Source organism: Sphingomonas gei, from assembly GCF_004792685.1.
Classification (GTDB): domain Bacteria; phylum Pseudomonadota; class Alphaproteobacteria; order Sphingomonadales; family Sphingomonadaceae; genus Sphingomonas; species Sphingomonas gei.
Map to the genome: position 1 here is coordinate 334,869 of NZ_SRXT01000002.1, position 24,623 is coordinate 359,491.

At 65.8% G+C, this 24,623-nt stretch carries 25 protein-coding genes; 6 read left to right on the forward strand and 19 right to left on the reverse strand.

What is annotated here, in order from left to right:
• Positions 1-245: 245 nt before the first annotated feature.
• On the forward strand, positions 246-1,310 hold the full coding sequence (locus tag E5A73_RS05575) for a sensor histidine kinase (protein WP_168355819.1): 1,065 nt from the start codon (positions 246-248) through the stop codon (positions 1,308-1,310).
• Positions 1,294-2,094 (forward strand): LytR/AlgR family response regulator transcription factor, encoded by an 801-nt coding sequence (locus E5A73_RS05580; protein ID WP_206366392.1) that lies wholly within the window; start codon positions 1,294-1,296, stop codon positions 2,092-2,094. Before E5A73_RS05575 ends, E5A73_RS05580 begins: the two co-directional genes overlap by 17 nt.
• Before the next feature lie 9 nt (positions 2,095-2,103).
• Here E5A73_RS05580 and trmB read toward each other — a convergent pair whose 3' ends face one another.
• From trmB to lnt, 5 genes are all read right to left on the reverse strand, one after another.
• Positions 2,104-2,784: a tRNA (guanine(46)-N(7))-methyltransferase TrmB gene (gene trmB / locus E5A73_RS05585; protein WP_135962808.1), complete on the reverse strand. Its 681-nt coding sequence runs from the start codon at positions 2,782-2,784 to the stop codon at positions 2,104-2,106.
• A 34-nt stretch (positions 2,785-2,818) separates the two neighbouring features.
• The gene (locus tag E5A73_RS05590) at positions 2,819-3,670 is read right to left on the reverse strand and encodes an EAL domain-containing protein (protein ID WP_168355820.1); all 852 of its coding nucleotides are present in this window, start codon (positions 3,668-3,670) and stop codon (positions 2,819-2,821) included.
• A gap of 221 nt (positions 3,671-3,891) precedes the next feature.
• Positions 3,892-4,611 carry an EAL domain-containing protein gene (locus tag E5A73_RS05595; protein WP_168355821.1) on the reverse strand — a complete coding sequence of 240 codons (720 nt, stop codon included), beginning with the start codon at positions 4,609-4,611 and terminating at the stop codon, positions 3,892-3,894.
• A 182-nt stretch (positions 4,612-4,793) separates the two neighbouring features.
• Positions 4,794-6,005 (reverse strand): methionine adenosyltransferase, encoded by a 1,212-nt coding sequence (gene metK / locus E5A73_RS05600; RefSeq protein ID WP_135962811.1) that lies wholly within the window; start codon positions 6,003-6,005, stop codon positions 4,794-4,796.
• A 74-nt stretch (positions 6,006-6,079) separates the two neighbouring features.
• Positions 6,080-7,636, reverse strand: a complete 1,557-nt coding sequence (gene lnt / locus E5A73_RS05605; RefSeq protein ID WP_135962812.1) for an apolipoprotein N-acyltransferase — start codon at positions 7,634-7,636, stop codon at positions 6,080-6,082.
• 196 nt (positions 7,637-7,832) lie between these two features.
• Here lnt and E5A73_RS05610 point away from each other — a divergent pair, with 196 nt between their 5' ends.
• Positions 7,833-8,249, forward strand: coding sequence for a VOC family protein (locus tag E5A73_RS05610; protein WP_135962813.1), 417 nt, complete (start codon positions 7,833-7,835; stop codon positions 8,247-8,249).
• Positions 8,249-8,551, forward strand: coding sequence for a polyhydroxyalkanoic acid system family protein (locus tag E5A73_RS05615; RefSeq protein WP_135962814.1), 303 nt, complete (start codon positions 8,249-8,251; stop codon positions 8,549-8,551). The genes E5A73_RS05610 and E5A73_RS05615 overlap by 1 nt, the downstream gene beginning before the upstream one ends.
• Before the next feature lie 86 nt (positions 8,552-8,637).
• On the opposite strand, the gene E5A73_RS05620 is transcribed toward E5A73_RS05615, so the two are convergent.
• Genes E5A73_RS05620 through E5A73_RS05635 form a run of 4 tightly spaced genes read right to left on the reverse strand, consistent with a single transcriptional unit; the run spans position 8,638 to position 12,461 of the window.
• Entirely contained in the window at positions 8,638-10,008 is a 1,371-nt protein-coding gene (locus E5A73_RS05620; protein WP_135962815.1) for a PQQ-dependent sugar dehydrogenase, read from the reverse strand.
• Between the two features lie 5 nt (positions 10,009-10,013).
• Entirely contained in the window at positions 10,014-10,937 is a 924-nt protein-coding gene (locus E5A73_RS05625; protein ID WP_135962816.1) for a hemolysin family protein, read from the reverse strand.
• 8 nt (positions 10,938-10,945) lie between these two features.
• Positions 10,946-11,455, reverse strand: coding sequence for an rRNA maturation RNase YbeY (ybeY, locus tag E5A73_RS05630; RefSeq protein ID WP_135962817.1), 510 nt, complete (start codon positions 11,453-11,455; stop codon positions 10,946-10,948).
• Positions 11,448-12,461 carry a PhoH family protein gene (locus E5A73_RS05635; RefSeq protein ID WP_135962818.1) on the reverse strand — a complete coding sequence of 338 codons (1,014 nt, stop codon included), beginning with the start codon at positions 12,459-12,461 and terminating at the stop codon, positions 11,448-11,450. Before E5A73_RS05635 ends, ybeY begins: the two co-directional genes overlap by 8 nt.
• A gap of 277 nt (positions 12,462-12,738) precedes the next feature.
• Between E5A73_RS05635 and E5A73_RS05640 the strand changes: the two genes are divergently transcribed.
• The gene (locus E5A73_RS05640; RefSeq protein WP_135962819.1) at positions 12,739-13,713 is read left to right on the forward strand and encodes a phosphatase PAP2 family protein; all 975 of its coding nucleotides are present in this window, start codon (positions 12,739-12,741) and stop codon (positions 13,711-13,713) included.
• On the opposite strand, the gene miaB is transcribed toward E5A73_RS05640, so the two are convergent.
• From miaB to E5A73_RS05685, 9 genes are all read right to left on the reverse strand, one after another.
• Complete coding sequence (gene miaB / locus E5A73_RS05645; RefSeq protein ID WP_135962820.1) at positions 13,665-14,984, reverse strand: tRNA (N6-isopentenyl adenosine(37)-C2)-methylthiotransferase MiaB; 1,320 nt, start codon at positions 14,982-14,984, stop codon at positions 13,665-13,667. The two genes, E5A73_RS05640 and miaB, sit on opposite strands and share 49 nt — an antisense overlap.
• 101 nt (positions 14,985-15,085) lie before the next feature.
• On the reverse strand, positions 15,086-15,874 hold the full coding sequence (locus E5A73_RS05650) for a lysophospholipid acyltransferase family protein (RefSeq protein ID WP_135962821.1): 789 nt from the start codon (positions 15,872-15,874) through the stop codon (positions 15,086-15,088).
• A gap of 71 nt (positions 15,875-15,945) precedes the next feature.
• Positions 15,946-16,368, reverse strand: a complete 423-nt coding sequence (locus E5A73_RS05655; protein WP_135962822.1) for a Fur family transcriptional regulator — start codon at positions 16,366-16,368, stop codon at positions 15,946-15,948.
• Positions 16,369-16,473: 105 nt separating this feature from the next.
• On the reverse strand, positions 16,474-16,887 hold the full coding sequence (locus tag E5A73_RS05660; protein WP_135962823.1) for a Ros/MucR family transcriptional regulator: 414 nt from the start codon (positions 16,885-16,887) through the stop codon (positions 16,474-16,476).
• A 108-nt stretch (positions 16,888-16,995) separates the two neighbouring features.
• Positions 16,996-17,460: a GNAT family N-acetyltransferase gene (locus E5A73_RS05665; protein ID WP_135962824.1), complete on the reverse strand. Its 465-nt coding sequence runs from the start codon at positions 17,458-17,460 to the stop codon at positions 16,996-16,998.
• Entirely contained in the window at positions 17,457-18,089 is a 633-nt protein-coding gene (gene tsaB, locus E5A73_RS05670) for a tRNA (adenosine(37)-N6)-threonylcarbamoyltransferase complex dimerization subunit type 1 TsaB (RefSeq protein ID WP_135962825.1), read from the reverse strand. The genes E5A73_RS05665 and tsaB overlap by 4 nt, the downstream gene beginning before the upstream one ends.
• 4 nt (positions 18,090-18,093) lie before the next feature.
• Complete coding sequence (locus E5A73_RS05675; RefSeq protein ID WP_135962826.1) at positions 18,094-18,687, reverse strand: malonic semialdehyde reductase; 594 nt, start codon at positions 18,685-18,687, stop codon at positions 18,094-18,096.
• A gap of 26 nt (positions 18,688-18,713) precedes the next feature.
• Positions 18,714-19,289: a NifU family protein gene (locus E5A73_RS05680; protein WP_135963142.1), complete on the reverse strand. Its 576-nt coding sequence runs from the start codon at positions 19,287-19,289 to the stop codon at positions 18,714-18,716.
• A 71-nt stretch (positions 19,290-19,360) separates the two neighbouring features.
• Positions 19,361-19,633 carry a hypothetical protein gene (locus tag E5A73_RS05685; protein ID WP_240700047.1) on the reverse strand — a complete coding sequence of 91 codons (273 nt, stop codon included), beginning with the start codon at positions 19,631-19,633 and terminating at the stop codon, positions 19,361-19,363.
• A 147-nt stretch (positions 19,634-19,780) separates the two neighbouring features.
• Here E5A73_RS05685 and E5A73_RS05690 point away from each other — a divergent pair, with 147 nt between their 5' ends.
• Positions 19,781-22,654: a M16 family metallopeptidase gene (locus E5A73_RS05690; RefSeq protein WP_135962827.1), complete on the forward strand. Its 2,874-nt coding sequence runs from the start codon at positions 19,781-19,783 to the stop codon at positions 22,652-22,654.
• Positions 22,655-22,810: 156 nt separating this feature from the next.
• On the opposite strand, the gene E5A73_RS05695 is transcribed toward E5A73_RS05690, so the two are convergent.
• Entirely contained in the window at positions 22,811-24,595 is a 1,785-nt protein-coding gene (locus E5A73_RS05695; protein WP_135962828.1) for an AMP-dependent synthetase/ligase, read from the reverse strand.
• Positions 24,596-24,623 lie beyond the last annotated feature (28 nt).

A 24,623-nucleotide genomic window follows, 5' to 3' on the forward strand; every position in this document is an offset into this window, starting at 1 on the left:
AATTACGGGGCCGCTTCATAACATTTCCAGAGATGTCTGCTGCCGGATGGCTCGCACGGCCTGTGCCGACCGGCGATGATAACCTTGTGCCAAGCCCCTTCTACCCGCTGCCGGATTGATCGATAATGCCGTTTATGAATCGCGCCTCTCAGAAGCTCGCGTCCGGTCCCGTCGTCCCGCATCCGTTGGAAATTCTCTCCGTGCCCGATGGGATCTCCGCGATCAAAAGCTGGCGAGAGAAGCTGATGCCGGCGCTTCTGATCTTCCTGTTGTGGACGGCAGTGGGCGTCTTCATCGCAGTGCCGGACATGGTGGATGGCTTCCAATGGAACGAGACCATCGGCAAATTCGTCGAAGCCTGGAGCTGGGCGCTACTCACCCCTGCAATATTGCTGGTCGATCGCAAACTGACGGCGCGCTATCAAAGCGTCGTTCGGGTAGCAGCTGCACATCTGGTATTGAGTATACCGTTCAGCCTTGTGCACACCTATCTCGCCGGGCTCATATTGTATCCGATACCATCGGTATCCTGGAGTCCGATCAGGAGCACCGAATTTGCGGTCTACTTCTATCTGGGGGGCTGGGGTACCTATTGTGCCATCATCGGCGTCCTTCAGACTTTCAAATATTATAATCGCTACATGAGCAGCCAGGTCGAATTGGCGCGGGTCGAGAAGCGGTTCGTCGAGTCGCACCTGAATGCGCTGCGTCTGCAGCTCGAACCCCATTTTCTGTTCAATACGCTGAACGCCATATCGTCCGAGCTCGGGGCGGATCCCGAACTCGCGCGGGAGATGATCGAGGATCTCGCCGTGCTGCTCCGGCAATCGCTCGATTGCCAGGGCAGCAAGGAGATAACACTGGCGCAGGAGCTCGCATTGCTCGATCGCTATCTCGCCATCCAGAAGCTCCGCTTCGGCGACAGGATCCAGGTTCAGATCCAGGTGGAGTCCGCGACGCTCTCGGCAATGGTGCCGTCGATGTTTCTGCAGCCGCTTGTCGAAAATGCCATTCGGCATGGGCTCGAGGGACGCCTGAACGGCGGAAGCATCCTCGTATCGGCCGAGCATGTCGACGACCAGCTGCACATCAAGGTCCTCGACGATGGCGTCGGCCTGCCGCCCTTATGGGGGATCGAGACATCGGCCGGTCTCGGCATAAGCGTGACGCGCGAACGCCTGCGCGCGCTCTACGCGGAGCCCGGCGGTCACGCGTTCGCTGTCGCGCGGCGCAAGGGCGGGGGCACCGAGGTGGCGATCCGCATCCCCCTCCACGGCAATGGAGCCGAGGCACGTGGCATCGCAGCCTAAGCCCCTTTGCGCGCTGGTGGTCGACGACGAGGCACCGGCGCGTCGGCGGATCTGCGACTTGCTGGCGCGGGATGACGATGTCGCCAGCGTTTTGCGTGCGGAGAACGGAGTCGCGGCGATCGACATGATCCAGCGCAGCCGGCCCGACATCGTGTTCCTCGACGTGCAGATGCCCGGCGTCGACGGCTTCGGCGTCGTCGAGGCGATTGGCCCCGAGAACATGCCGCTCACGGTGTTCGTCACCGCCTATGATCATTTCGCGATCCGTGCGTTCGAGGTCGAGGCGATCGACTATCTGCTCAAGCCGTTCAGCGGCCGACGCTACGAACAAACGATGGAGCGCGTGAAGGAGCGGTTGGCCGATCCCCGACCGACAGAGGGGGACAGCGCCGGTGGCTTTGGTCCCGAGCTGCTCGAGCTGGTCGCGAAGCGCGCCACGCCCGGTGCGATCTGGGACTGGATCGCCGTGAAATCGCGCGACACGACCCGGCTGTTGATGAGCGAGGATATCGACTGGATCGAGGCGGCCGGAGTCTATGTGACGGTGCATTCGAAGGGCGATGCATTTCTCTATCGCGCGGGCCTCGCCGCAGTCGCAAATCGCCTCGACCCATTTCGCTTCGTCCGCATCCATCGGTCGCACATCGTCAACGTCAGGTCGATCGCATCGCTCGAGCGCCGCTCGCACGGGGAGTTCGAAGTGATGCTCAAGACCGGAACCCGGCTGATGATGAGCCGGACGTATCGCGGCGAAGTCGAAGCGATATTGGGGCAGCCTCTTTGAGGCGCTGCGCTAGGCGCGCCGAAAAACGAAGTACCAGACCTCGTGGCCCTGCCGCCGCGCCTTGCGCTCGTAGCGCGTCTCGGGCCAGTCGGCCGGGCGGGTCAGGAAGTCAGCGGCGCTTTGTGCCTGCCAGGCGAAGTCGCGGCGGCGGTTCATCACCATCATCGCCCAGCGGCAATAGGTCGGATCGTCGGTGCCGAGGCGGAATTCGCAGCCGGTCTTGAGCTTGGCGGCGATCATGTCGAGCGGACCGTCATTGACCATCCGGCGCTTGGCATGGCGCGCCTTGCGCCAGGGATCGGGGTGGAGCAGATAGACGCGGCTCAGGCTGGCGTCGGGTAGCCTCTCGAGCGCATCGAGCGCGTCGCCCATGTGGAGGCGGACATTGGCGAGGCCGTCGTCGCGGATATGGTTGAGCGCGCCGACCACGCCATTTAGGAAGGGCTCGCAGCCGATAAAGCCATGATCGGGGCGCATCGCGGCCTGGCCGGCAAGATGCTCGCCCGCGCCGAAGCCGATCTCGAATTCGAGCGGGCGATCGTCGCCGAACAGCGAAGCGGCATCGAGCCGGCCGGTTTCGGGCACGCTCATGCGCGGGAGCATTTCCTCGACAAGGGCCGCCTGGCCCTGGCGCAATTTATGTCCCTTGGCGCGGCCATAGAGGCGGCGGATGGTGATCGGATCAGGCATGCCGCCTGTTAGCGCCGCTGGGGCGCGGCGCAACCTAGACCGCGCGCGCCATCTCGGCGGGACGTGCCGTGCGTAGCGGGAAGGCGGCGCGGCCATGATGCGCGAGACGGCGATGCGTCGGCGCGCTAATCGGGTTTCGCGGTTCGCGACGCACCCGGTCGGCCTGGGGGATCGCTGCGGTGCCGATCTGGAAATGACGCACACCCATCGCATGGAGCACATCGTGTTCGCCGCGATTCTCGACTCCGCGCGCGATGACGGTGACTCCCATGTTGCGTGCGAGCCGCATCACGCCTTCGGCGATCAGCCGGCGCGAGACGCTGCCGCCGATGCCGCGAACCAGCGAAGGGTCGAGCTTGACGAAATGGGGGGTGAATCGAGCGAGCAGCTTGAGCGCGACCGGCCCGGCGGCGAAGCCATCGAGCGTGACTGCGATGCCGCGGCGGCCGCAGGCTTCGGCAAGCGCCGCGGCCTGATCGAAGTCGCCGCGCTCGTCGGCATTGATCTCGACCACCAGCCGGTCGGTCCCCACGCCGTTGGCCAATGCGGCGCGGAATAAATGGGAAAGGAGCGGTTCGGCGAGCCCGGCCGCGGCGCCGAGCGGCAGCGCGATCAGCGCGCCGCCGCGATGCAAATTGAGCGCGGCGGTGCGTTCCAGCGCCAGGGTGATGCGGCGCGCCTCCAGTGCCGAGCGCTGCTCGGGGAGCAGCGACGCGGAAATCGCCGCAAAGCTGCGTCCGTCCCTGCCGCTCGCCACGGCCTGCCACGCAAAGGGTCGATCGGCGCCCTTGGCGATCATCGCGCAGAAGCCGATGGTGAGATCGAGGCGGGGATCGGCGCGGTTGATCGTGGCGATGGACAGGGTGGCAGGCTGGATGGCGGTCATGCGGGCTCCTCGTTCAAGCACCGAAATATTGGTTAATCCGCCTCTCGCCCACTCCGTGCGTCGCCGCGTTGGGTTCGCACGCATAGGGATTCTCCCGGGTACCGCGCAGCACCGTCCGGAGTCTCCGATTCATACCCCTCGGCAACCGGCGAGTCGTCGCGCTATGACGGGAATAGGAGCTGCGCGTTCCAGGCTCGGAGAACGGCCGCGCGGCCTGAAGGTCAGGCCGCAGCGCGGCGCAGCGTCGGCGTGGGAAGGCTGCGCAAGGCGGGGCTGGCAATCTCTTCGCCCTGGACCAGCGTGATGCCGAAGCCGCGCAGCCGCTGGAGCACGGCTTCGCTGTCAACTCCGGTGGCGATTACCTTGAGGCCGAGCTGGCGGATGCGCGGAGTCAGATCCTCGAGCACGAGACGCCGTGACCAGCTGCTCGCGATCGCGCTGACGAGTTCCGATTCGAGCGTCACCAGATCGGGGAGGTAGCGGCCGCACAGCGCGAGGCCGGCGTGGCCCGGGCCGAGGCCGACGAACGCCGTGAGCGGGCCTGCCTTGCGATGGACGTCGATGATCTCGGCGAGGTCGCGTCCCGCCACCTGGCGATAGCCTTCGAGGCCGAAGATCAGGCGCTCCGCGATCAGGCCGGCATGGCGCGAGACGCGCAGGATCGGCTCGAGATGCTCGGCGGGCTTGTCGATCGACTGGGCCTGGACCGGGATCAGCAGGCGCGCCCCGCTGTCTCCAAGGCCCACCGCCATCGCCCAGCGAATCGCCCCGGCGGCACAACGCTGATCGAAAGTGGCCTTGGCTTCGGGCGGAAGCGATTCGAATATCTGAGCGGAGGTCTGGCCTTTCGGGCCGCGGATGATCGCCTCATAGGCGTAGACGCGGCTGGCCGAGACGTCGGCGATTGGCTGGAACGCGACCGTGAGTCCTGAGTCGGACACCAGCTTGCGTTCCCCTTCCGATGTCACTGGCTGCGACTCCAACGTTTCCGCTCCTTTGCCCCGTAGCTAGTGAACAAGTGCGGTTACCCGAGGGTTAACGACCCCTACGCAAATCTGCGGAGACTAACGAAAAAGGCCGGAGGATTGCTCCCCCGGCCCGTTTGGAATCGTCTGGACCCGATTCAGGCCAAAGCGGCCTTGAGGTCGTCGACAAGGTCGGTCTTCTCCCAGGGGAAGAAGTCGCCCTCGGGCTTGCGACCGAAATGACCGTACGCCGCGGTCTTCTGATAAATCGGCTTGTTGAGGCCGAGATGGGTGCGGATGCCGCGCGGGGTGAGCCCGCCGAGCTTCTCGATGCCCTGGATCGCGGCTTCGATCTTGTCGTCGCCGACCGTGCCTGTGCCGTGGGTGTCGACATAAAGTGACAGCGGCTTGGATACGCCGATCGCGTAGGCCAGCTGGATCGTCACGCGTTGGGCAAGGCCGGCGGCGACGATGTTCTTCGCCAGATAGCGGGTGATGTACGCCGCCGAGCGATCGACCTTGGTGGGATCCTTGCCCGAGAACGCGCCGCCGCCATGCGGGGCAGCGCCGCCATAAGTGTCGACGATGATCTTGCGGCCGGTCAGGCCGGCATCGCCGTCAGGGCCGCCGATCTCGAAGCTGCCGGTCGGATTGATGTGATAGACGGTCTCGTCCGAAAGCAGCTCGGCTGGCAGAATTTCTGCGACGACCTTCTTCACATAAGCGTGGAGCTCGGCTTCCTTGTCGCCTTCGTCATAGCCCTTGCCGTGCTGAGTCGAGACGACGATCGCCGTTGCCGCAACCGGCGTGCTGCCTTCGTAGCGCAACGTGACCTGGCTCTTGGCGTCGGGCTCGAGGAACGGTGCGGCGCCCGAATGACGGTCGGCCGCCATGCGCTCGAGGATCTTGTGGCTGTAATAGAGCGTCGCCGGCATCAGATCGGGGGTGTCGTTGGCCGCATAGCCGAACATGATTCCCTGATCGCCCGCGCCTTCGTCCTTGTTGCCGCCGGCGTCCACGCCCTGCGCGATGTGCGCCGATTGCGGATGCAGATTGTTCTCGAAGCGCAAGGTCTCCCAGTGGAAGCCGTCCTGCTCATAGCCGATGCGCTTGACGGTATCGCGGACGGCCTTCTCGACCTCTTCCTTGACGCCCGGGGCCCAATTGCCCGCTTCGTCCATGATCCCCTTGCCGCGGATTTCGCCGGCAAGGACCACGAGCTGGGTGGTGGTGAGTGTCTCGCACGCGATGCGCGCTTCGGGGTCCTTCGACAGGAACAGGTCGACGATGGCGTCGGAAATCTGGTCGGCGACCTTGTCGGGGTGACCTTCCGAAACCGATTCGGACGTGAAGAGATAGCTGGAACGCATGATTTTCCTCGAGTCGTGGGAAGGACAGCCGGGCCGTTGCCATGCCCATATAAAGCTTTCCTTATATCTGGCCCCTAGCGGGCCAGGCGTCGGAAGGCAATCGCGAACAAATACAGTGCGCCGGTGACGAGGAAGGCCAGCCAATTGCCGGCCCTTGCAAACAAGGTGGGCGGGAGCGGGCGGGGCAGCGCCAGCTCGATCGCGCCCTGCTGACCATGCGGGATCGCTTCGAGCACCTGGCCGCGCGCGTCGATCACCGCCGAGATGCCGGTCGGAGTCGAGCGCAGGATCGGCAACCCCTCCTCGATCGCACGCAGCCGCGCCTGGGCGAGATGCTGCGGCGGACCCCATTTGCCGAACCACGCGTCGTTCGAGGGATTGAACAGGAAATCGGGCCGGTTACGGCGATCGACTACCTCGCCGGAGAAGACGATCTCGTAGCAGATCTGGATCCCAGCCTTGCCGAAGCCGGGGGTGGCGATCGCGCGCGGGCCTGGGCCAGGAACGAAGTCGACGTCGCCCATCACCAGCCGCGCCAGCCCGAGCGGGGCGAGCAATGTGCGCATCGGCAGATATTCGCCATAAGGAACCAGGTGCGCCTTGTCGTAGCGCTGGCCGAGCGCGCCGTTCGCATCGAGCGCCCAGACCGAATTGCCGGCACCGCTCAATTGGCCGTCCTTGCCGAAGAACAACGACGTCCCGCCGATCAGTGCGATGTCGCGCGGCCCGAGTTGCGCGGCGATGCGCGCGCGCACCCAGCGCGGATCGCCGCGGCCATAAAAGCGCGTGTCGGGATAGCCGTCCTCGACATAGTAATTGACCGTACCCTCGGGCCAGACGAGCAGCCGCGGCGCGGCGCCGGGACGCCCGCTCCATTCGAGCAATTTGGCCAGCACGCGCTCGGGGTAGTCGGCGTCACCGACGCCCTCCTGCCCGATATTGGGCTGGACCACGCGTACGCGCGGCGCGGCGGGGTCGGGCAGCGGGGGCCGCGAGAAGTCCATGTTGAGCGCGGCCAGCACGATCAGCAGCGGCGCGCCGATGAGCAACGGGCGATAATGGCGCTGCGACGCGAGGAAGAGCAGGCCCGCGGCGAGGATCGCGACTCCCGACAGGGCATAGGTGCCGATCCATGCGGCGATCTGGGCCAGCGGCGTCGGCAGCCAGATCACCCCGAGCGGGTTCCACGGATAGCCGGTGAACAGCACGCCGCGCAGATATTCGGTCAGGATCCATGAGCCAGTGGCGGCAAGCACGAAGGCGAGATCAGGCTCCTGCCAGCCGGCGCGGCTCTTCACCAGTCGGGCGAAGCGCCAGGCAAGTCCCATCGCGAAGGCCGGATAAAGTGCGAGGTACAATGCCAGCACCACCACGGCGAAATAGCCGAGCACCGGCGGCATCTTGTCCTGATAGTCGAAGGCGTGCTGGATCCAATTGTTGCCCAGCGTGAAATGCCCGACCCCGAATATCCAGCCGCGCAGCAGCACGCTCTTGAGCGTCGGCGCGGACCAAGTCAGCCAGAGCAGGATGGCGAAGGCGAGCAGGGCGAGCGGCCACAGGTTCAGCGGGGCGAAACCGGTGGCGGAGATCAGGCCGGCGAGGAGGGCGGTGAGCAGGGGACGGGAGAGCATCCGTCTTCGCTTACCCGATCCGTTGCGGGAGGGGGAGGGGGCGGCTCCCCCAAACCGTCATCCCCGCGAAGGCGGGGATCCAGGGTTACTCTGCCCTGCCGGTCCCGCATGGCTCTGGATCCCCGCCTGCGCGGGGATGACGAGGGAGGGTATGAGCGACATTGTTCGTTGCGTGTCGCATCGCTAGACCGCAGCGATGCTCCGTCCCTTCCATCTCGCTTTCCCGGTCCACGATCTCGAAGCCGCGCGCGCATTCTACGGCGGCGTGCTCGGCTGTTCCGAGGGGCGCTCGTCCGACAGCTGGGTCGACTTCGACCTGTTCGGCCACCAGATCGTCGCGCATCTCGATCCCGCGGCCAGGCCGGTTGCGGGTGCCAACCAGGTCGACGGTCACGACGTGCCGGTCCCGCATTTCGGCGTCGTGCTGACGATGCCGGACTGGGAGGCGCTCGCTGCCCGCGTCGAAGCGGCGGACATCCGCTTCGGAATTGCACCTTATGTCCGCTTCAAGGGCCAGGTCGGCGAGCAGGCGACGATGTTCTTTCGCGATCCGAGCGGCAACGCTCTCGAGTTCAAGGCGTTTGCCGATGATGACATGTTGTTTGCACGCTGATGGCTGATCCGGTCATCGTCGATATCCCGCATAAGCTGGGACGAGAGGCCGCGCGCGCGCGGATTGCCGGCGGCGTCGGCAAGATCGCCGAGATCGTCCCCGGCGGCGGGCATGTCGAGCAGCGCTGGGAAGGCGACACGCTCCACTTCACCGTCAGTGCGATGGGGCAGCAGGTGGCGAGCCGGCTCGAAGTGCGCGACGACAAGGTCCGTGCCGAAGTCGATTTGCCGCCGATGCTCGCATTGTTCGCGTCGAAGATCCGCGAGAAGCTGGCCGAGAAGGGCACCAAGCTGCTCCGCTGACCGTCATCCCGGCGAACGCCGGGATCTCAGGCGGCAGGCGAGCGGTGCGTGGCACGAGATCCCGGCGTTCGCCGGGATGACGGTTGCTACTTCGCGCTGACCCGCCAGATCACGTTGCCGACATCGTCCGACACCAGTAGCGCCCCGCTCGCATCGGTGATCACCCCGACCGGGCGGCCGCGCGTCGTCTTGCCGTCGGCGCTGAGGAAGCCGGTGAGCAAGTCGACCGGCTTGGCATCGCGCACCGGAAAGCCGTTGTCGGCGAAGGGGACATAGACGACCTTGTAGCCCGATTTGGGCTCGCGGTTCCACGATCCGTGCAGCCCCACGAACGCGCCGTTGGCCCAGCTTCCACCAAGCTTGGCGTCGCTGGCGAAGCTCAGCCCCAACGGAGCGACGTGCGCGCCCAGCGCGAAATCGGGCCGCCTGACATATTCGAACAGGTCCGGCCGCCCGGGGCTGACTCGCTTGTCGACATAGCCGCCCCAGTAAAACCACGGCCAGCCGTAGAAGGTGCCGAAATCGACCTGGGTCAGATAATCGGGCGGCATGTCCGATCCGAGCATGTCGCGTTCGTTGACCACGGTCCACAATTCGCCGGACTTCGGCTCGAACGCCATGCCGTTGGGATTGCGCAGGCCCCAGGCGAAGACGCGGGTGTATTTGGTGTCAGGCCAGACCTGGAGGATCAGCGCGCGGCCGTCCTTGGGAAAATTGGCGCGGGGACCACCGGCATAGAGCGTGCCTTCTGCGTCGAGCCCGTTTTCGGCGATGTTCGACGAGGAGCCGATGCTGACATAGAGCGTCTTGCCGTCGGGCGCGGCGACCACGTTGCGCGCCCAATGATTGCCGCCGCCGGGATAGGCGATGATCTTCTCGGGCTTGGCGGTGACCCTGGTCTGACCCGGGGTGAACGGATAGCGGACCAGAGCGTCGGTATTGGCGACGTAGAGCCAGTTGCCGACCAGGGCCATGCCGGTCGGCGAGTTGAGCCCGGTGATGAGCGTGGAACGCTGGTCGGCGACGCCGTCATTGTTCGTGTCGCGCAATAGCGTGATGCGGTTGGGCGAGGGGACGTCGGCGCCGGCCTGGCCGAGTAACAGCCCCATCACCTTGCCGGTGATACCGCCACCCTTGCGTGGCGGCGAATTGGTCTCGGCGACCAGCACATCGCCATTGGGCAATCGATAGAGCCAGCGCGGATGCTCGAGCTTGTCGGCGAACGCCGCGACCTGGAGGCCGGCGGCAGGAATTGGCTTGGCGCCGCCCGTCCAGCCCACCGGCTTGGCGATGCCGACGGTGGGGAAGGTCTGGCTGCGCGTCACGGTCAGCTGGGGCACCCGCCCGGTCACTGCCTGCTCGCTCAGCTTGGCCTTGTCGGGCTGGCTGATCCAGAACCAGCCAGCGATCGCCAGCACGACGAGCAATGCCAGGACGATCAGGATACGCTTGAGCATGGGTTTCATTCCTCGAGCTCGGCGAGCTGCTTGGGCGGGTGCAGGCGCAGCCGGGTGACCTTGCGCGAATCGCCCTCGGTCACTTCGAGCACCCAGCCGCTGGGATGGGCAAGGCATTCGCCCGGCGCGGGGACATGCCCGGCCAGCACGAAGGCCAGCCCGCCGAGCGTGTCGATATCCTCCTCGACTTCGCCGAGCCGCGGGTCGACGGTTTCGGCGACATCCTCGAGTTCGGCGCGGGCATCGGCATCCCAGCCGCCGCCGTCGATCGGGATGAGCAGAACCGTCGGCGCGTCGTCATGCTCGTCTTCGATCTCGCCGACGATTTCCTCGATCAGATCCTCGATCGTGATCAGCCCCTCGGTCCCCGAATATTCGTCGACGACGATCGCGAGATGGGTGCGGTTGGCGCGCATCTGCGCGAGCAGGTCGAGCACTCCCATCGATTGGGGGACATAGACCGGCTGGCGGATCAGCCCAGCGATGCTCGGTGGGTGCGGTGCGCCGGTGGCGAGGATCGCGAACACGTCCTTGACATGGACCATCCCGATGACGGTATCCAGCTCGTCGCGATAGACCGGCAGGCGGCTGTGCCCTGCCTCGGCGAACAACTGGACGAGATCGGAAAAGCTGGTCGCCTCCTCGACCGCGACGATGTCCGCGCGCGGCACGCCGACATCGCCGGCATCGCGCTCGCCGAAGTGCAGCAGGTTCTTGAGCATCTGGCGCTCGATCGGCGCGAGATCACCGGCGGGCGACTTGCCGCCTTCCTCCTCATGCTCGTCGATCGCCTCCTCGATGCGGTCGCGCAGCGTCTCTTCCTGGTCGTCGCCGAACAGCAAGGTGCGGATCGCCCGCCATATGCCGCCGCTTTCGGAAGGGGTCTCGTTGGTGCCGGCATTATGTCCGGTACTGGGGCCCTCGGGCATGTTCGTGTTCAGTCCTCGCGCACGGAATACGGATCGTGCAGGCCGAGACTGGCGAGCGCGGCGCGCTCCATGTCTTCCATCCCCTCGGCCGCAGCGTCCTCTATATGGTCATAGCCTAGCAGATGGAGCACGCCGTGGACAATCAGGTGCGCGGCATGATCCTCGACGCTGACTCCGCGCTCCGCGGCCTCGGCCGCGCAGATGCCGTGCGCGAGGACGATGTCGCCGAGGATGACTTCGCCATCGTCGCTGTTCTGGGCGACGGCTTCGAGCAGATCGGGCTGGACCATCGGGAAGGACAATACGTTGGTCGGCTTGTCCTTCTGGCGATATTGGCGGTTGAGCGTCCGGACCTCGTCGTCGCTGGTCAGGCGCACGGCGATCTCGATGACGCTCGGCCAGTCGCGCCACTCGCCATAAGGCGACTGGGCGATCGCCGCATCGGCGGCGCGCGTGGCGAGCGCTTCCCAATCGTGCTCCGGCCAGGGTTCTTCGCGGAGGGCTGCGACGTCAAGCATCGGGTCCCTCATACGCCATGACGATCCGACCGACGATCGGGTGCCGCACCACGTCCGCCGCGGTGAACCACGAGAAGGAAATTCCCTCGACTCCCTCGAGCCGGCGGACTGCGTCGTTCAGCCCCGAGGCGGGCGGGCCGCCGGGCAGGTCGACCTGGTTGGGATCGCCGCAGATCACCATCCGGCTGTTGGCACCGAATCGCGTCAGAAACATCTTCATCTGCGCCGGCGTGGTGTTCTGCGCCTCGTCGAGGATGACGAAGGCATCGGCCAGCGTGCGCCCGCGCATGAACGCGATCGGTGCGATTTCGATCTCGCCGCTGGCGATCCGCCGCTCGACCTGCTCGGCAGGCAGGCAATCGTAGAGCGCGTCGTAGATCGGGCGGAGATAGGGATCGACCTTCTCCTTCATGTCGCCGGGCAGGAAGCCGAGCCGCTCGCCCGCCTCGACCGCGGGACGCGACAGGATCAGCCGCTGAACGCTGCCGGTGATCAGCTGCGCGACTGCCTGGGCGACGGCGAGATAGGTCTTGCCGGTGCCTGCTGGTCCAAGCGCGAAGATCATGTCGTTCGACATCAGTTCGCGCATGTAATGCGTCTGCGCCACCGAGCGCGGCACGATCGTCTTCTTGCGCGTGCGGATCATGATCGGCGGGGCGCCGCCGCCGCTGCCGGCGGGGACCTCGGCCTTGACGATATCGGTGAACATCGGCTCGCTCGACATCGCGATCACCGCGTCGATCAGCCCGGTATCGATATCCTCGCCGCGGATCACCCGGCTGTGGAGCTCCTGGAGCACTTCGCGGGCATGCGCGACCGCTTCGGCCGAGCCTTCGATCACCACGCGCTGGCCGCGGGCGTGGATATAGACGCCCAGCCGCTCCTCGAGCGCGAGGATGTTGCTGTCATATTCGCCGAAGAGCTGCGGGAGAAGCTGGGGCTTGTCGAAATTGACTTCGGTGCGCGAGCGCTCCCCGGACTGGGCTTGGACAGGCTTGCGGCTCATGCGGTCCTTTCGGGATTCGGGCAGGCGAAGCGGTCGCCACCAAAGGGGAGACATTGACAGCGCGTGGAAAATGCGCGGCCTGAACAGGGGAAACCGGGGCGAGTGCGAGTGGTTCCGTGGCGCATAAGTCGGCTGTGACGATGGCAGATGCGGCGGAGCTAGGACAGGGGGATTCGCGCCGGCGGCGCGCATTTCGGCCGCCATGTGGCACCGCGAAGCATCAAGTTAACCTTTCACTGCCACCCTCGCCGGCGTTGCACAGGCTGGGGGATCGGCTGTGGGGGATATTTCGCGAACCGCATTATGGGCCGGCGTGCTCGCTTCGGCGGCATCGTTGTCGGCCGTCCTGGCGCTGCTCGGGCTGCGTATCGACCTGTCGCATGCCGTGCTGCAGGTGTCGCTGGCCCTGACGGGCATCGGCGCGGCGTTGATTCGCCCCCGGCTGCGCAATACGCGCGAGACGCGGCTGGCAGACCTCGCCGAATGCTGGGGGCTGCTGACGCTGATCAGCACGATCGGCGCGCTGACGAGCTACGTCGTGATGCTCCGCACTGTCGGCTATGCCGATCCCTGGCTGGCAGCGGTGGATCGCGGGCTGGGCTTCGATTGGGTCGGGGCGTACCGCTATATCGCCGAGCGCCCGCTGCTCGCGCGGCTGAGCGAGCTCATCTATCTGAGCATCTTCGCGTCGCCGATCCTCCTGTTGTCGGGGCTCGCACTTGCCGGCCGGGCCGATCGGGCGCGCGGCTTCATCGCGGCGTTCGGGCTCTCGCTGGCATTCACCTTGCTCGTCTTCCCTTTCTTTCCCGCGCGATCGGCACTCGCTTATCATCTCGGGACCAACGTGGCCTACATGCCCGCCACCGGAATAAGCCACCTCGCCGCCAGCGACGCGCTGCGTTCGGGAGCCTTGCGGGTGCTCGACATCGGCGCGCTTTCCGGGATGATCACCTTCCCGAGCTTCCACGCGGCGGCGGCGGTGCTGTTCATCTGGGCGGCGTGGCCGCTCGCGCGGCTGCGGCTGCCGTTGCTGGCACTGAACCTGGCGATGCTGGTCGTGACGCCAGTGCAGGGCACGCACTTCCTGATCGACGTGATCGCCGGGGTCGCAGTCGCCTCAGCCGCGCTTGGCCTGCTCTATCTGCGGGCCGGCCGGCCGCGGAGGGCGGCGCTCGTCAGCCGGCCCCTGCGGCGGCCGCCTGATCAGGCGGCGATCTTCACGCGCTCCACGCCGGTCAGCGAATTGGCATAGCCGGCGCGGATCTCGACCTGGATCATGTCGCCGATCGCGGCATCGGTCTCGAGATAGACCGATTGGAGCCAGGGCGACTTGCCGAGCATCTGGCCGGCAAACTTGCCGCGCCGCTCGACCAGCACATGGCAGGTCTGGCCGATCGTCGCGCGGTTGAACGCTTCCTGATCGCGGTTGAGATGCGCCTGGAGCCGCTGGAGCCGCTCGTCCATCGCTTCGGCCGATACGAAGCCGTCGACCATCTCGGCAGCAGGCGTGCCGGGGCGCGGGCTGTATTTGAAGCTGAAGCATTGCGCATAGCCGACGGCATCGACCAGGCTCAGCGTTTCTTCGAACTCGGCATCGGTCTCGCCGGGAAAGCCGACGATGAAGTCGCCCGAGAGCGCGATGTCGGGCCGGGCGGCGCGGACGCGATCGAGGATGCGCAAATAGGAGTCGCGGCTGTGGCTGCGATTCATCGCCTTGAGCACGCGGTCGCTGCCTGCCTGCACCGGCAGATGGAGGAAGGGCATCAGTTTCTCGACTTCGGCATGCGCGCGGATCAGCCCTTCGCGCATGTCGTTGGGGTGGCTGGTGGTGTAGCGGATGCGGTGCAGCCCCTCGACTCGGTCGAGCGCGCGGATCAGGCCGTGGAGGCCGCGGCCTTCGGCATCGTCCCACGCATTGACGTTCTGGCCGAGCAGAATGATCTCGCGCGCGCCTGCATCGACCAAAGCCTTGGCCTCGTCGACGATCGCATCGAACGGGCGGCTGATCTCGGCGCCGCGGGTATAGGGCACGACGCAATAAGTGCAGAATTTGTCGCAGCCTTCCTGCACGGTGAGGAAGGCCGACGGGCTGACTTTGCGGCGCGCCGGCAATGCCCCGAACTTGGCAGTGGCGGGCATGTCGGTATCGACCGCGGCAGTGCCTGCGGCGGCCTGTGCGACCAGTCCGGGCAGATTGTGATAGGCCTGTGGGCCGACCACGACATCGACCTTGGCGCGGGCGACGATGTCAGCGCCCTCGGCCTGCGCGACGCAGCCGGCGACGGCGATCATCGGGTCGTTGCCGTGCTTCCTTAGTCGGCCGATGTCCGAATAGACCTTCTCGGTCGCGCGCTCGCGGATGTGACAGGTATTGAGCACCACGAGATCGGCGGCATTGGCGTCGTCGATCGGCGTCATGCCCTGCGCGGCCATCAGCTCGCCCATGCGCTCGCCGTCATAGACGTTCATCTGGCAGCCGAACGACTTGACGTGGAAGGTCTTGGGATTTCTTGGGGCGCTCATCGCCGCGCCTGTACACCAGCCGTCACCCTGACGAAAGCCGGGGCCCAGAGCCACATGCGCATCGCTCGAACCTTGGATCCCGGCTTTTGCCGGGATGACGGTCAGGATTGGGAGGAGGAAACCGCGGGTTTGTACCCGATCGCTTCCTCGGCGAACCGGAACGGCCGCAGCGGATGCCCCAGCGCATCCACCAGCGCCGCCTCCAGCCGCCGCCGGCCCTCCGCCGCGATCGCCTTGCGGCCGGGGAAGTCCGCGGGAAGGAACGGTTCGAGGAAATGCACCCGCAGCTCGAAGCTGCCCTTGCGCGCCAGTATGCGGCGGGCATTGTCGACTCCGCGTTCCTGGCCGATCCAGGCGATCTCCTCGCCGGCTTGGCCGTAATCGAGCAGCACCGGCTGGACCATCACCCCTGGCGGCGGCGGTTCGAGCACGCGCAGCATCGGCGTCTTGAACGGCAGCAGCGACTGGCCGTCGGTGGTGGTGCCTTCGGGGAAGATCGTGATCGCCCAATTGTCGGCCAGCGCGTCGCGCAACTGGTTGATCTGGTCGGCGACGCCGAGCCGGTTCTCGCGCTTGACGTAGACCGTGCGGTTCATGCCCGCGAGCCAGCCGACCACCGGCGCGGTGCCGATCTCTGCCTTGGCGACGAACGCCGTGCCGCTGGCGCCGCCCGATGCGAGGATGTCGATCCAGCTGAGATGGTTCGAAAGGTAGAACACGTCGCGGCGCAGCGGCGTGCCGACCTTGACGACGCGCGCGCCGGCGATGCGCGCGGCGCGGCCGAGGAACCAGCGCGGCCAGGGCGAGGACAGCCGCAGCAGGCGCCAGAGATAGTGCATCGGGACGTGAGTCAGCACCGCGAGCAGCAGCAGCGCGATACGGCGCCACATCCTCGCTTGTTCCCACGCCGTCAGTCGGGGGGCCACCCCCGCGGCGGCCTGGGCACGCCGCTGGTCCACGATCAGATCTTCCGGTCGAGCGCGACGCCGTAGAGTTCCATGCGGTGATCGACGAGGCGGAAGCCGAGCCGCTCGGCGATCTGCTTCTGAAGCAGTTCCAGCTCGGGATCGACGAACTCGATCACCTTGCCCGATTCGACATCGATCAGATGGTCGTGATGCGCTTCGGGCGCAGGTTCGTAGCGGGCGCGGCCGTCGCCGAAATCGTGGCGGTCGAGAATGCCCGCCTCTTCGAACAGCCGGACGGTGCGATAGACCGTGGCGATCGAGATGCCCGGATCGATCGCCGAGGCACGCTCATAGACCTTCTCGACGTCGGGATGATCCTCGGCGTCGGAGAGGACACGCGCAATTACCTTGCGCTGTTCGGTGATGCGCAGCCCCTTGTCGTGGCAGAGCTGTTCGAGATCGATTTTGCGCGGCATGGCGCCGATGTAATGGCAATGCGCGCCAGGGGGAAGAGGCAGCAGAAAGCCGGCCGAAGCGATTGCTCCGGCCGGCGTGCGATCTCACTGCCCTGCGGCGAGACTTTAGCGCTTGCGGCGCTTGGTGCCGAGACCGATCTTCTTCGCGAGCGTGCGGCGCTGCTCGGCATAGTTGGGCGCGACCATCGGATAGTCGACGGGAAGATTCCACTTCGCGCGATACTGTTCCGGGGTCATCTGATAGTGCGTCATCAAGTGGCGCTTCAGCATCTTCAGCTTCTTGCCGTCTTCGAGGCAGACAATGAAGTCCGGCTTCACCGAAGAACGGATCGAAACCGCAGGTTCCTGCTTTACTTCCGGCTCGGCAACAACGCGACCAAGGCCAGTCAAGGCGCCATGTACGTTCTGGATAAGAACTGGAATATCGGAAACAGCAACGCTATTGTTGCTCACATGTGCGGCAACAATATCCGCAGTAAGTGTAATTAGTGTTTCCTGAATGTCAGCTGAACCGTCCATCTATATTTCCTTCGACCCATTAACGGCGACTATAGATGCCACCTGCGGCGGCCCTATCGGACCATATTAGAACGAAGGCAAGTCGTTAACCTTCAGTTACGAAAAAAATCAGCGAAGCTCGCGCGCATAGGTGTGAGCGTCGAACGCCTGCCCCATCTTGCCTCTATAATAGTTCTTTCGCTCGCCGACCTTCTCGAAACCTTCGCGACGGTATAGCCGGACGGCATCGTTGCCCTCGCGAACTTCGAGATGCAGTTGCACGACTCCGCGTCCTTGCGCTTCGGCAACCACGGCGCGGAGCAGCGCCCCGGCCACCCCCCGTCGGCGCGCAGACGGGCGAGTCGCGAGCAGCAGCAACTCGGCCTCGTCGGCGATCACCCGGGCGAGTGCGAAGCCCACATCCTGGCCATCGAGGCTGGCGATAACCAGCCACACTCCGGGAAGCGAAAGCATGCCGAGGCATTGCGCGCCGGTCCACGCCTCGCCGAAGCGCGCGTCGAACGCGTCTTCCATGATGTGGCTGACCTCGACCAGGTCCTGCGTGCCGCCTTCGCGCAATTCGGTGAGCGTCATGCGAGGCCGCGCTCGGCGAGCGTCCTGGCGTCGGGCGCGCGGCCATAGATCGGGCGCGGCGCCAGGCTGGCCAGTGTAGGGGGAAGCAGCCGCGCGTCTTCGGCGCGGGGAAGCGCCTCGATCAGCGTACGGCCGGGATCCAGCGCGGCGAGATGACGGACGCCGCTGCCGATCGCGGGCCGCTGCCCGAGTGCCGCCAGCGCGGCCGCGGGAAGCAGCGATTGTAGCGGACCTACGGGGGCGAGCGGTGATGCGATGAACGACTGCATGAAGACTTCACCGTGCCCGCCCTCGAGTATCGCGGCAAGTGCGGTGGTTTGCGGAGACGCTGCGAATTGCGAAGCGGCGAGCAAGGCGAGTGACGAATAACCCTGGACTTCGGCCTCCCAGCCGATCGCGAGGCCGAGCGCCGCGGCGAGCCCGACGCGCACCCCGGTGAAGCTGCCCGGGCCGACATCGACGAGGATGCGCGGCGCGCGGCCCTGATCGGGCAGCGCCGCGATCATCGGCACCAGCCGCTCGGCATGGCCGCGCCCGACGACCTGGTGCGCACTGGCGATGACTTCGACGCCGCGCAGCAGCGCCACCGAACAGGCGGCGGTGGCGGTCTCGATGACGAGCGTCAGCAACGCCTCAGACGACGCGGTTGAACTGATCGAACTCGGGGCGGGGAAGTCGTCCGAAAATGGTGGAGGGGTCGCCATGGCCCAGCGTTGAAATGAAGTTGGATTTCAGATTGGGCTGGTCGCTGAAAAAGGCTTCGTCAACCTTGGCGTTGTCGAATCCCGACATGGGACCGGTATCGAAGCCCAGTGCGCGCGCCGCGATCAGGAAATAGCCGCCTTGCAGCGTCGAGTTGCGAAAGGCGTGGGTATGGCGCGCGACATCGTCGGCGAACCAGTTCTTCGCGTCGGGGACGTGCGGGAAAAGCCAGGGAAGCTGCTCGTTGAACGCCAGATCCATCGCGACGATCACCGTCGCGGGCGCCTTGCGGATCTTGTCGGGATTGTTGCCGGTGGCGAACTCGGCGAGCTTGTCCTTGCCCTCCTGGCTCAGCACCCAGACGAAGCGCGCCGCCTGCTGGTTGGCCGAGGTCGGCCCCATCTTGACCAGATCGTAGATGCGGCGGATGTCCGCCTCGGTGACCGGCGTGTCGTCATAGCCGTTATAGCTGCGTGCGGTACGAAAGATCGTATCCAGCCCCGCATCATCGAGGGGACGGCCCATGTTGCAATCCTTTCGGTAGCGCGCGACTAGATCGCGCGGACTTCGGTTACTTCGGGAACATAATATTTGAGCAATTGCTCGATGCCGTTCTTGAGCGTCGCGCTCGAAGACGGGCAGCCCGCACAGGCGCCCTGCATCTGGAGGTAGACCTTGCCCGCGTCGAAGCCGCGATAGACGATGTCGCCGCCGTCATTGGCCACTGCGGGGCGGATGCGCGTCTCGATCAGCTCGCGGATCTGCGCGACGATCTCGGCGTCCTCGGGATTGTCGCCGAAATCGGCCGACTCGGCCGGGACCGAGAAGCCCGCGGCCGTGCCGGCGGCGAACAATGGCATGTTGGCCGAGAAATGGTCCAGCAGGATTCCCAGCACGTCGGGCTTGAGGTCGCGCCACTCGACGCCGGGACCTGCAGTGACCGAAATAAAGTCGCGCCCGAAGAATACGCCGGTCACGTCGCCGAACGAAAACAATGCGCTGGCGAGCGGCGAGGCCTCGGCATCCTCGGGCGTGGCGAAGTCGCGGGTCCCCGCGTCCATCACCGTGCGTCCGGGGAGGAATTTGAGAGTTGCCGGGTTGGGCGTGGCTTCGGTCTCGATCAGCATGGCTGGCATGTGGCGTCTGAGCGGGCGCGGATCAAGCCAGCGGCGGGAAACGAAAGGTTTCGCGCGGGAAATCAGCCACGCGGTTCGTCGTCATGCTGCGCGGCGCTGCCGACATTCGCGTCATGGCCGCTCTTGTCGCTGAAGAAAGCCGCGGCAAACAGCCCGCAGCCGAGCAGAGTCGACAGGAATACCCCGCCGATCGCCGCGAGGATCGCGGAAGGGTAAAGCGCGTCGTAGAGCGAAAGATACCAGAGCGCCCCGATGACCATCACCACGCCGGCGAGCGCGATCCACACCAGCATCCGGCGAAACTCGCTCCAGGCCTGGGCATTGTCGGTCGGCATGTCGAATTCCTCTGGGCACCAAGATGGTGGTTTAGGGCTTCCTGCACAACCGTCGACTGGACGAATCGTCCTACGCCGACAACGCCGTACACCTGCGCGAAAGGTAGCCGGTGGCAAGCGCGGGGTTTCGTCATTAGATGGGGGTCCATGCTTCGTTTCCTGCGGTCGCCGCTCCTCGCCTCCTTCGCCCTTCTCACGCTCGCACCGGCGCTGCCGGTCCAGGCCCAGACCGCGCCGCGCCCGGTCCAGACCGCGGAGGATCCCTGGCTCTATAAGGGCAGCGACCTCGTCCATGACGAGGAATGGAAGTTCGGCCGGCTGTCGAACGGCGTGCGCTACGCCGTCCGCAAGAATGGCGTGCCCCCCGGCCAGGTCTCGGTCCGCGTGCGGATCGACGCCGGCTCGCTGTACGAACAGGATAGCGAGCGCGGCTTCGCGCATTTGCTCGAGCATCTCTCGTTCCGCGGGTCGACCTATGTGCCGGACGGCGAATCGAAGCGGATCTGGCAGCGGCTGGGCGTGACCTTCGGTTCGGATTCGAACGCGAGCACCACGTTCACCGAGACCGTCTACAAGCTCGATCTGCCGACCGCGACGCCGGCCGGGCTCGACGAGAGCTTCAAGATCCTCACTGGCATGCTGTCCGCTCCGGCGATCACCCAGGCCTCGCTCGATGCCGAGCGCCCGGTAGTGATGGCCGAAGCTCGCGAGCAGCCCGGCGCGCAGGAGCGGCTGCAGGACATGATGCTCGGCCTCATGTTCGCCGGCCAGCCGGTTGCCAATCGCAAGCCGATCGGCACCACCGCCGCGCTCGCCGCGGGGACGCCGGCCACGGTGAAGGCGTTTCACGATCGCTGGTACCGTCCCGATCGCGCCGTGGTGATCGTGATCGGCGACATGGATCCGGCGGTGCTCGAAGCGCTGGTGCAGAAGCATTTCACTACGTGGAAGGCGGACGGCCCCAACCCGCCGAGCCCCGATTTCGGCAAGCCGTCGTCCGAGGGCCATCCGGTCGCCGCGAGCATCGTCGAGCCGGCGGTGCCGACGATGGCGATGATGACGATCGTGCGGCCATGGACGGTGTTCAGCGACACGGTGATCTTCAACCAGAAAAGGATGATCGACCTCGTCGCGATCCGCATCATCAACCGCCGGCTCGAATCGCGTGCGCGTTCGGGCGGCACCTTCGTCGGCGCGGGCGCCGATCTGAGCGACGTCGCGCGCTCGGCCAACGTCACGACGATCAACGTCATGCCAATAGGCGAAGATTGGGAGACTGCGCTCCGCGACGTGCGCGGCGTCGTCGCCGATGCGCAGACCACGGCGCCGACTCAGGCCGAGATCGACCGCGAGCTCGCCGAGATCGAATCGTCGATGAAGCAGCGCATCTCCACCGCGCCGGTCGAATCGGGCGCGAAGCTCGCCGAGGATCTCGTCGAAGCGGTCGACATCAACGAGACGGTGACCACCCCCGAGGCTTCGTACGACATCTTCAAGGCCGCCGTCGCCGCCAAGATGTTCACCCCCGCTACCGTCCAGGCCGCCGCCAAGCGCGTGTTCGAAGGCACCGCGACGCGCGCTTTGGTCAACACCCACACCCCCGATCCGCAGGTGATGACCAAGGTCACCGCCGCGCTCCAGGCCGATGTCGTCGCCAATGGCGGCAAGCGCCGCGCGCTCGGCAATGTCAGCTTCGCCCAGCTGCCCAAGCTCGGCGCGCCGGGCAAGATGGTCAGCCGCACCCCGCTGCTGCCCGAGCTCGAGATCGAGAAGGTCGTCTTCGCCAACGGCGTCAACCTGCTGATGCGCAAGGATTCGTCCGAGGTCGGCAAGGTCTATGTCAATGTCCGCTTCGGGCGCGGGCTCAATGCGCTGCCGAACCGGCCGAGCCCGGCCTGGGCCGGCGAGATGGCGCTGGTCGCGGGCGGCATCGGCAAGCTCGGCCAGGAAGAATTGGATGCGCTGATCGGCCGGCGCCAGATGGGCTTCGACTTCGACATTGCCGGCGACGCCTTCCGCTTCAACGGCCAGACCAACAAGGAAGACCTGCCCGATCAGCTCCGCCTGTTCGCCGCCAAGCTGACCGCGCCCGCCTGGGACCCGAACCCGATCGTCCGCGCCAAGACCGCGGTGCTCTCGGGCTATGCTGGACTGTCTTCGTCGCCCGACGCCGTGCTCGGCCGCGATCTCGAGAAATTGCTCCATTCGGGCGATCCGCGCTGGGGCATCCCCGCGCGCGAGACGATCGAGGCGACGACGCCGGCGAGCTTCCGCAAATTGTGGGAGCCCTTGCTCGCCACCGGCCCGATCGAAGTCGAAGTGTTCGGCGACATGGATTCGGACGCGACGATCAAGGCAGTCGGCGAAACCCTCGGCGCGCTCAAGCCGCGCCCGGCGAGCACTGCGCCGGTGCCCGTCGTCGCCTTCCCGGCGCATGCCGACAAGCCGGTCGTCCGCACCCATAGCGGCAAGGCCGATCAGGCCGCGGCGGTGATCGCCTGGCCGACCGGGGCGGGCAGCGCCGGGATCACCGAGAGCCGCAAGCTCGAAGTGCTCGCCGCGATCTTCCGCGACCGGCTGATCGATCAGCTGCGCAGCCAGGCCGGGGTGAGCTATTCGCCCAACGTCGCCAGCCAATGGCCGCTCGGCATGGAATCGGGCGGCAAGCTGATCGCATTGGGCATGGTGCCTCCCGACAAGACCGAGTTCTTCTTCAAGCTCGCCCGCGGAATCGCTTCGGATCTGATCGCCAAGCCGGTCGATGCCGACGAACTCAACCGTGCGCTGACTCCGATCAAGCAGATGCTGATCCGCCAATCGAGCGGCAACATGTTCTGGATGCGGCTGGTCGAGGGCGGGGCGTATGATCCGGCGCGGGTTTCGTCGGTGGCGACGCTCGCCCGCGATGTCGCGACGACGTCGCCGGTCGAGCTCCAGGGGCTCGCGCAGAAATATCTGCGGCCCGATCGGGACTGGTCGATGGTAGTGGTGCCGGGGGCTGACGCGAAAGCCGGGGGCTGAATTAGCTCCCCTCCCTGAAAGGGAGGGGCTGGGGGTGGGTGCGAGCGTCAGCGAGCCCATCGAGATGCCCTCGACGAAAAGAAAAGGCCGGGCATCGAGCCCGACCTTTTCTTACCCACCCCCACCCCTCCCTAAGAGGGAGGGGAGTTCCGTCGCTCAATACAGCGCGTCGAGCCGTTCGCCATATGCCTGCTTCAACACATGCCGGCGGATCTTCAGGCTCGGGGTCAATTGCTCGTTCTCGATCGTGAACGGCGCGTCGGCGATGATGAATTTTCGCACGCGCTCGACCACCGACAGATCCTTGTTGACGCGCTCGACCGCGGCACCGATCGCCGCTTTGTAATCATGGTCCTGCGCCAGCACGCGGAAGTTGCACCTGCTTGCGGTGTGCGCGCAATATTCGGCGGTCCATTCGGGATCGGGGACGATCACTGCGGTCATGTAGGGCTTCTTGTCGCCGGCGATCATCGCCTGGACGATCTCGGGCTGGAGGGTGAGCATCCCCTCCACCTTTTGCGGCGCGACATTGTCGCCCTTGTCGTTGACGATGATGTCCTTCTTGCGGTCGGTGATCTTGATCCGGCCCTTGTCGTCGATCTCGCCGATGTCGCCGGTGTGGAGCCAGCCATTCTTGAGGACGCGCGCCGTCTCTTCCTCGTTGCGCCAATAGCCGTGCATGACCAGCTCGCCGCGCACCAGTATCTCGCCGTCTTCGGCGATCCGCACTTCGACGTCGGGTAGCGGCGGGCCGACCGAATCGTGGCGGAGCCCGGCCTTGGGGCGGTTGCACGAGATCACCGGCGCCGCCTCGGTCTGGCCATAGCCCTGGAGGAAGGTCAGCCCGATCGAATCGAAGAAGATGCCGACTTCGGGGTTGAGCGGCGCGCCGCCCGATACCATCGCCTTGATCCGCCCACCGAATCGCTTCGAGATCTTGGGCAGCAGAGTCGCCTTGAGCAAAAGGTTCATCGGCGTGTCGAGCAGGCTGGTGGTGCCCGCGGCGCGCTTGCTGCCGAGATAGACCGCGCGGTCGAGCAGGATGTTGGCGAAGCGGCCCTGCTTCTCGATCTGCTTGGTGATCCGCGTGCGCAGCACTTCGAACAGCCGCGGCACCACCACCATGATCGTCGGGCGGACCTCCTCGATGTTCGAGGCGAGCTTTTCGAGCCCTTCGGAATAATAGATTTCGGCGCCGAGCCCGATCGGGAAAAATTGCCCGCCGCTATGCTCATAAGCGTGGGAGAGCGGCAGGAAGGACAGGAACACTTCGTCCTCCCAGCCGAAATCCTCCGAGATGATCGTGCAGCAGCCGTTGACGTTGTGGAGGATCGCGCCGTGATGCTGCATCACCCCGCGCGGGCTTCCGCCGGTGCCGCTCGTATAGATGATGCAGGCAAGCTCCTCGCGCCGGAACGAGGCGCGCGCGGCCACCGCCTCGGGATCGGCCGGATGCTTCGCGATCAGGTCTTTATAGTCGTGGAAGTCCATTGCGCCCGATTGACCGGCGCGGACATCGTCGATGCCGATCACCATCCGTGCCGAGGAAGAGCGGATCGCCGCGGGAAGCAGCGTCTTGGCGAGCTTGGTGTTCGAGACGACGATCGCGCAGGCGCCCGAATTCTCGATGATGTGCTGGTGATCGCGCTCGGTATTGGTGGTGTAGGTCGGGACGGTCACGCAGCCCGCCGCCATGATCGCGAGATCGGTGATGCAGAATTCGGGGCGGTTCTCGGAGACCAGCATCACCCGGTCGCCATGCTTGAGCCCCAGCGCCTGCAGCGCGGTGGCGAGGCTGGCGACCTGGCGCGCAGCCTCCGCCCAGCTGGTCGGCTGCCATTTGCCGCCCGCTTTGTGCCAAAGGAACGGCTTGTCGCCCTTCTCGCGTGCCCGCGTGAAGAACATCTGGACCAGATTGTCGAACCGCTCGAGTGTACGCATCGCTCTCCCCTTGGGCGCCGCTCTGGCG

Bases quoted from the DNA above. Each gene is read 5' to 3' on its own strand.
- E5A73_RS05615 (WP_135962814.1), top strand. From the start codon at position 8,249: ATGGCTGATCCGGTCATCGTCGATATCCCGCATAAGCTGGGACGAGAG.
- E5A73_RS05635 (WP_135962818.1), bottom strand. From the start codon at position 12,461: ATGAGCCGCAAGCCTGTCCAAGCCCAGTCCGGGGAGCGCTCGCGCACC.
- E5A73_RS05675 (WP_135962826.1), bottom strand. From the start codon at position 18,687: ATGGGCCGTCCCCTCGATGATGCGGGGCTGGATACGATCTTTCGTACC.
- ybeY (WP_135962817.1), bottom strand. From the start codon at position 11,455: ATGCTTGACGTCGCAGCCCTCCGCGAAGAACCCTGGCCGGAGCACGAT.
- E5A73_RS05650 (WP_135962821.1), bottom strand. From the start codon at position 15,874: ATGTGGCGCCGTATCGCGCTGCTGCTGCTCGCGGTGCTGACTCACGTC.
- lnt (WP_135962812.1), bottom strand. From the start codon at position 7,636: ATGCTCTCCCGTCCCCTGCTCACCGCCCTCCTCGCCGGCCTGATCTCC.
- E5A73_RS05625 (WP_135962816.1), bottom strand. From the start codon at position 10,937: ATGCCCGAGGGCCCCAGTACCGGACATAATGCCGGCACCAACGAGACC.
- E5A73_RS05665 (WP_135962824.1), bottom strand. From the start codon at position 17,460: ATGACGCTCACCGAATTGCGCGAAGGCGGCACGCAGGACCTGGTCGAG.
- metK (WP_135962811.1), bottom strand. From the start codon at position 6,005: ATGCGTTCCAGCTATCTCTTCACGTCCGAATCGGTTTCGGAAGGTCAC.
- E5A73_RS05610 (WP_135962813.1), top strand. From the start codon at position 7,833: ATGCTCCGTCCCTTCCATCTCGCTTTCCCGGTCCACGATCTCGAAGCC.
- miaB (WP_135962820.1), bottom strand. From the start codon at position 14,984: ATGAGCGCCCCAAGAAATCCCAAGACCTTCCACGTCAAGTCGTTCGGC.
- E5A73_RS05655 (WP_135962822.1), bottom strand. From the start codon at position 16,368: ATGCCGCGCAAAATCGATCTCGAACAGCTCTGCCACGACAAGGGGCTG.
- trmB (WP_135962808.1), bottom strand. From the start codon at position 2,784: ATGCCTGATCCGATCACCATCCGCCGCCTCTATGGCCGCGCCAAGGGA.
- E5A73_RS05660 (WP_135962823.1), bottom strand. From the start codon at position 16,887: ATGGACGGTTCAGCTGACATTCAGGAAACACTAATTACACTTACTGCG.
- E5A73_RS05695 (WP_135962828.1), bottom strand. From the start codon at position 24,595: ATGCGTACACTCGAGCGGTTCGACAATCTGGTCCAGATGTTCTTCACG.
- E5A73_RS05690 (WP_135962827.1), top strand. From the start codon at position 19,781: ATGCTTCGTTTCCTGCGGTCGCCGCTCCTCGCCTCCTTCGCCCTTCTC.
- E5A73_RS05685 (WP_240700047.1), bottom strand. From the start codon at position 19,633: ATGCCGACCGACAATGCCCAGGCCTGGAGCGAGTTTCGCCGGATGCTG.
- E5A73_RS05620 (WP_135962815.1), bottom strand. From the start codon at position 10,008: ATGCTCAAGCGTATCCTGATCGTCCTGGCATTGCTCGTCGTGCTGGCG.
- E5A73_RS05590 (WP_168355820.1), bottom strand. From the start codon at position 3,670: ATGACCGCCATCCAGCCTGCCACCCTGTCCATCGCCACGATCAACCGC.
- E5A73_RS05680 (WP_135963142.1), bottom strand. From the start codon at position 19,289: ATGCTGATCGAGACCGAAGCCACGCCCAACCCGGCAACTCTCAAATTC.
- E5A73_RS05575 (WP_168355819.1), top strand. From the start codon at position 246: ATGCCGGCGCTTCTGATCTTCCTGTTGTGGACGGCAGTGGGCGTCTTC.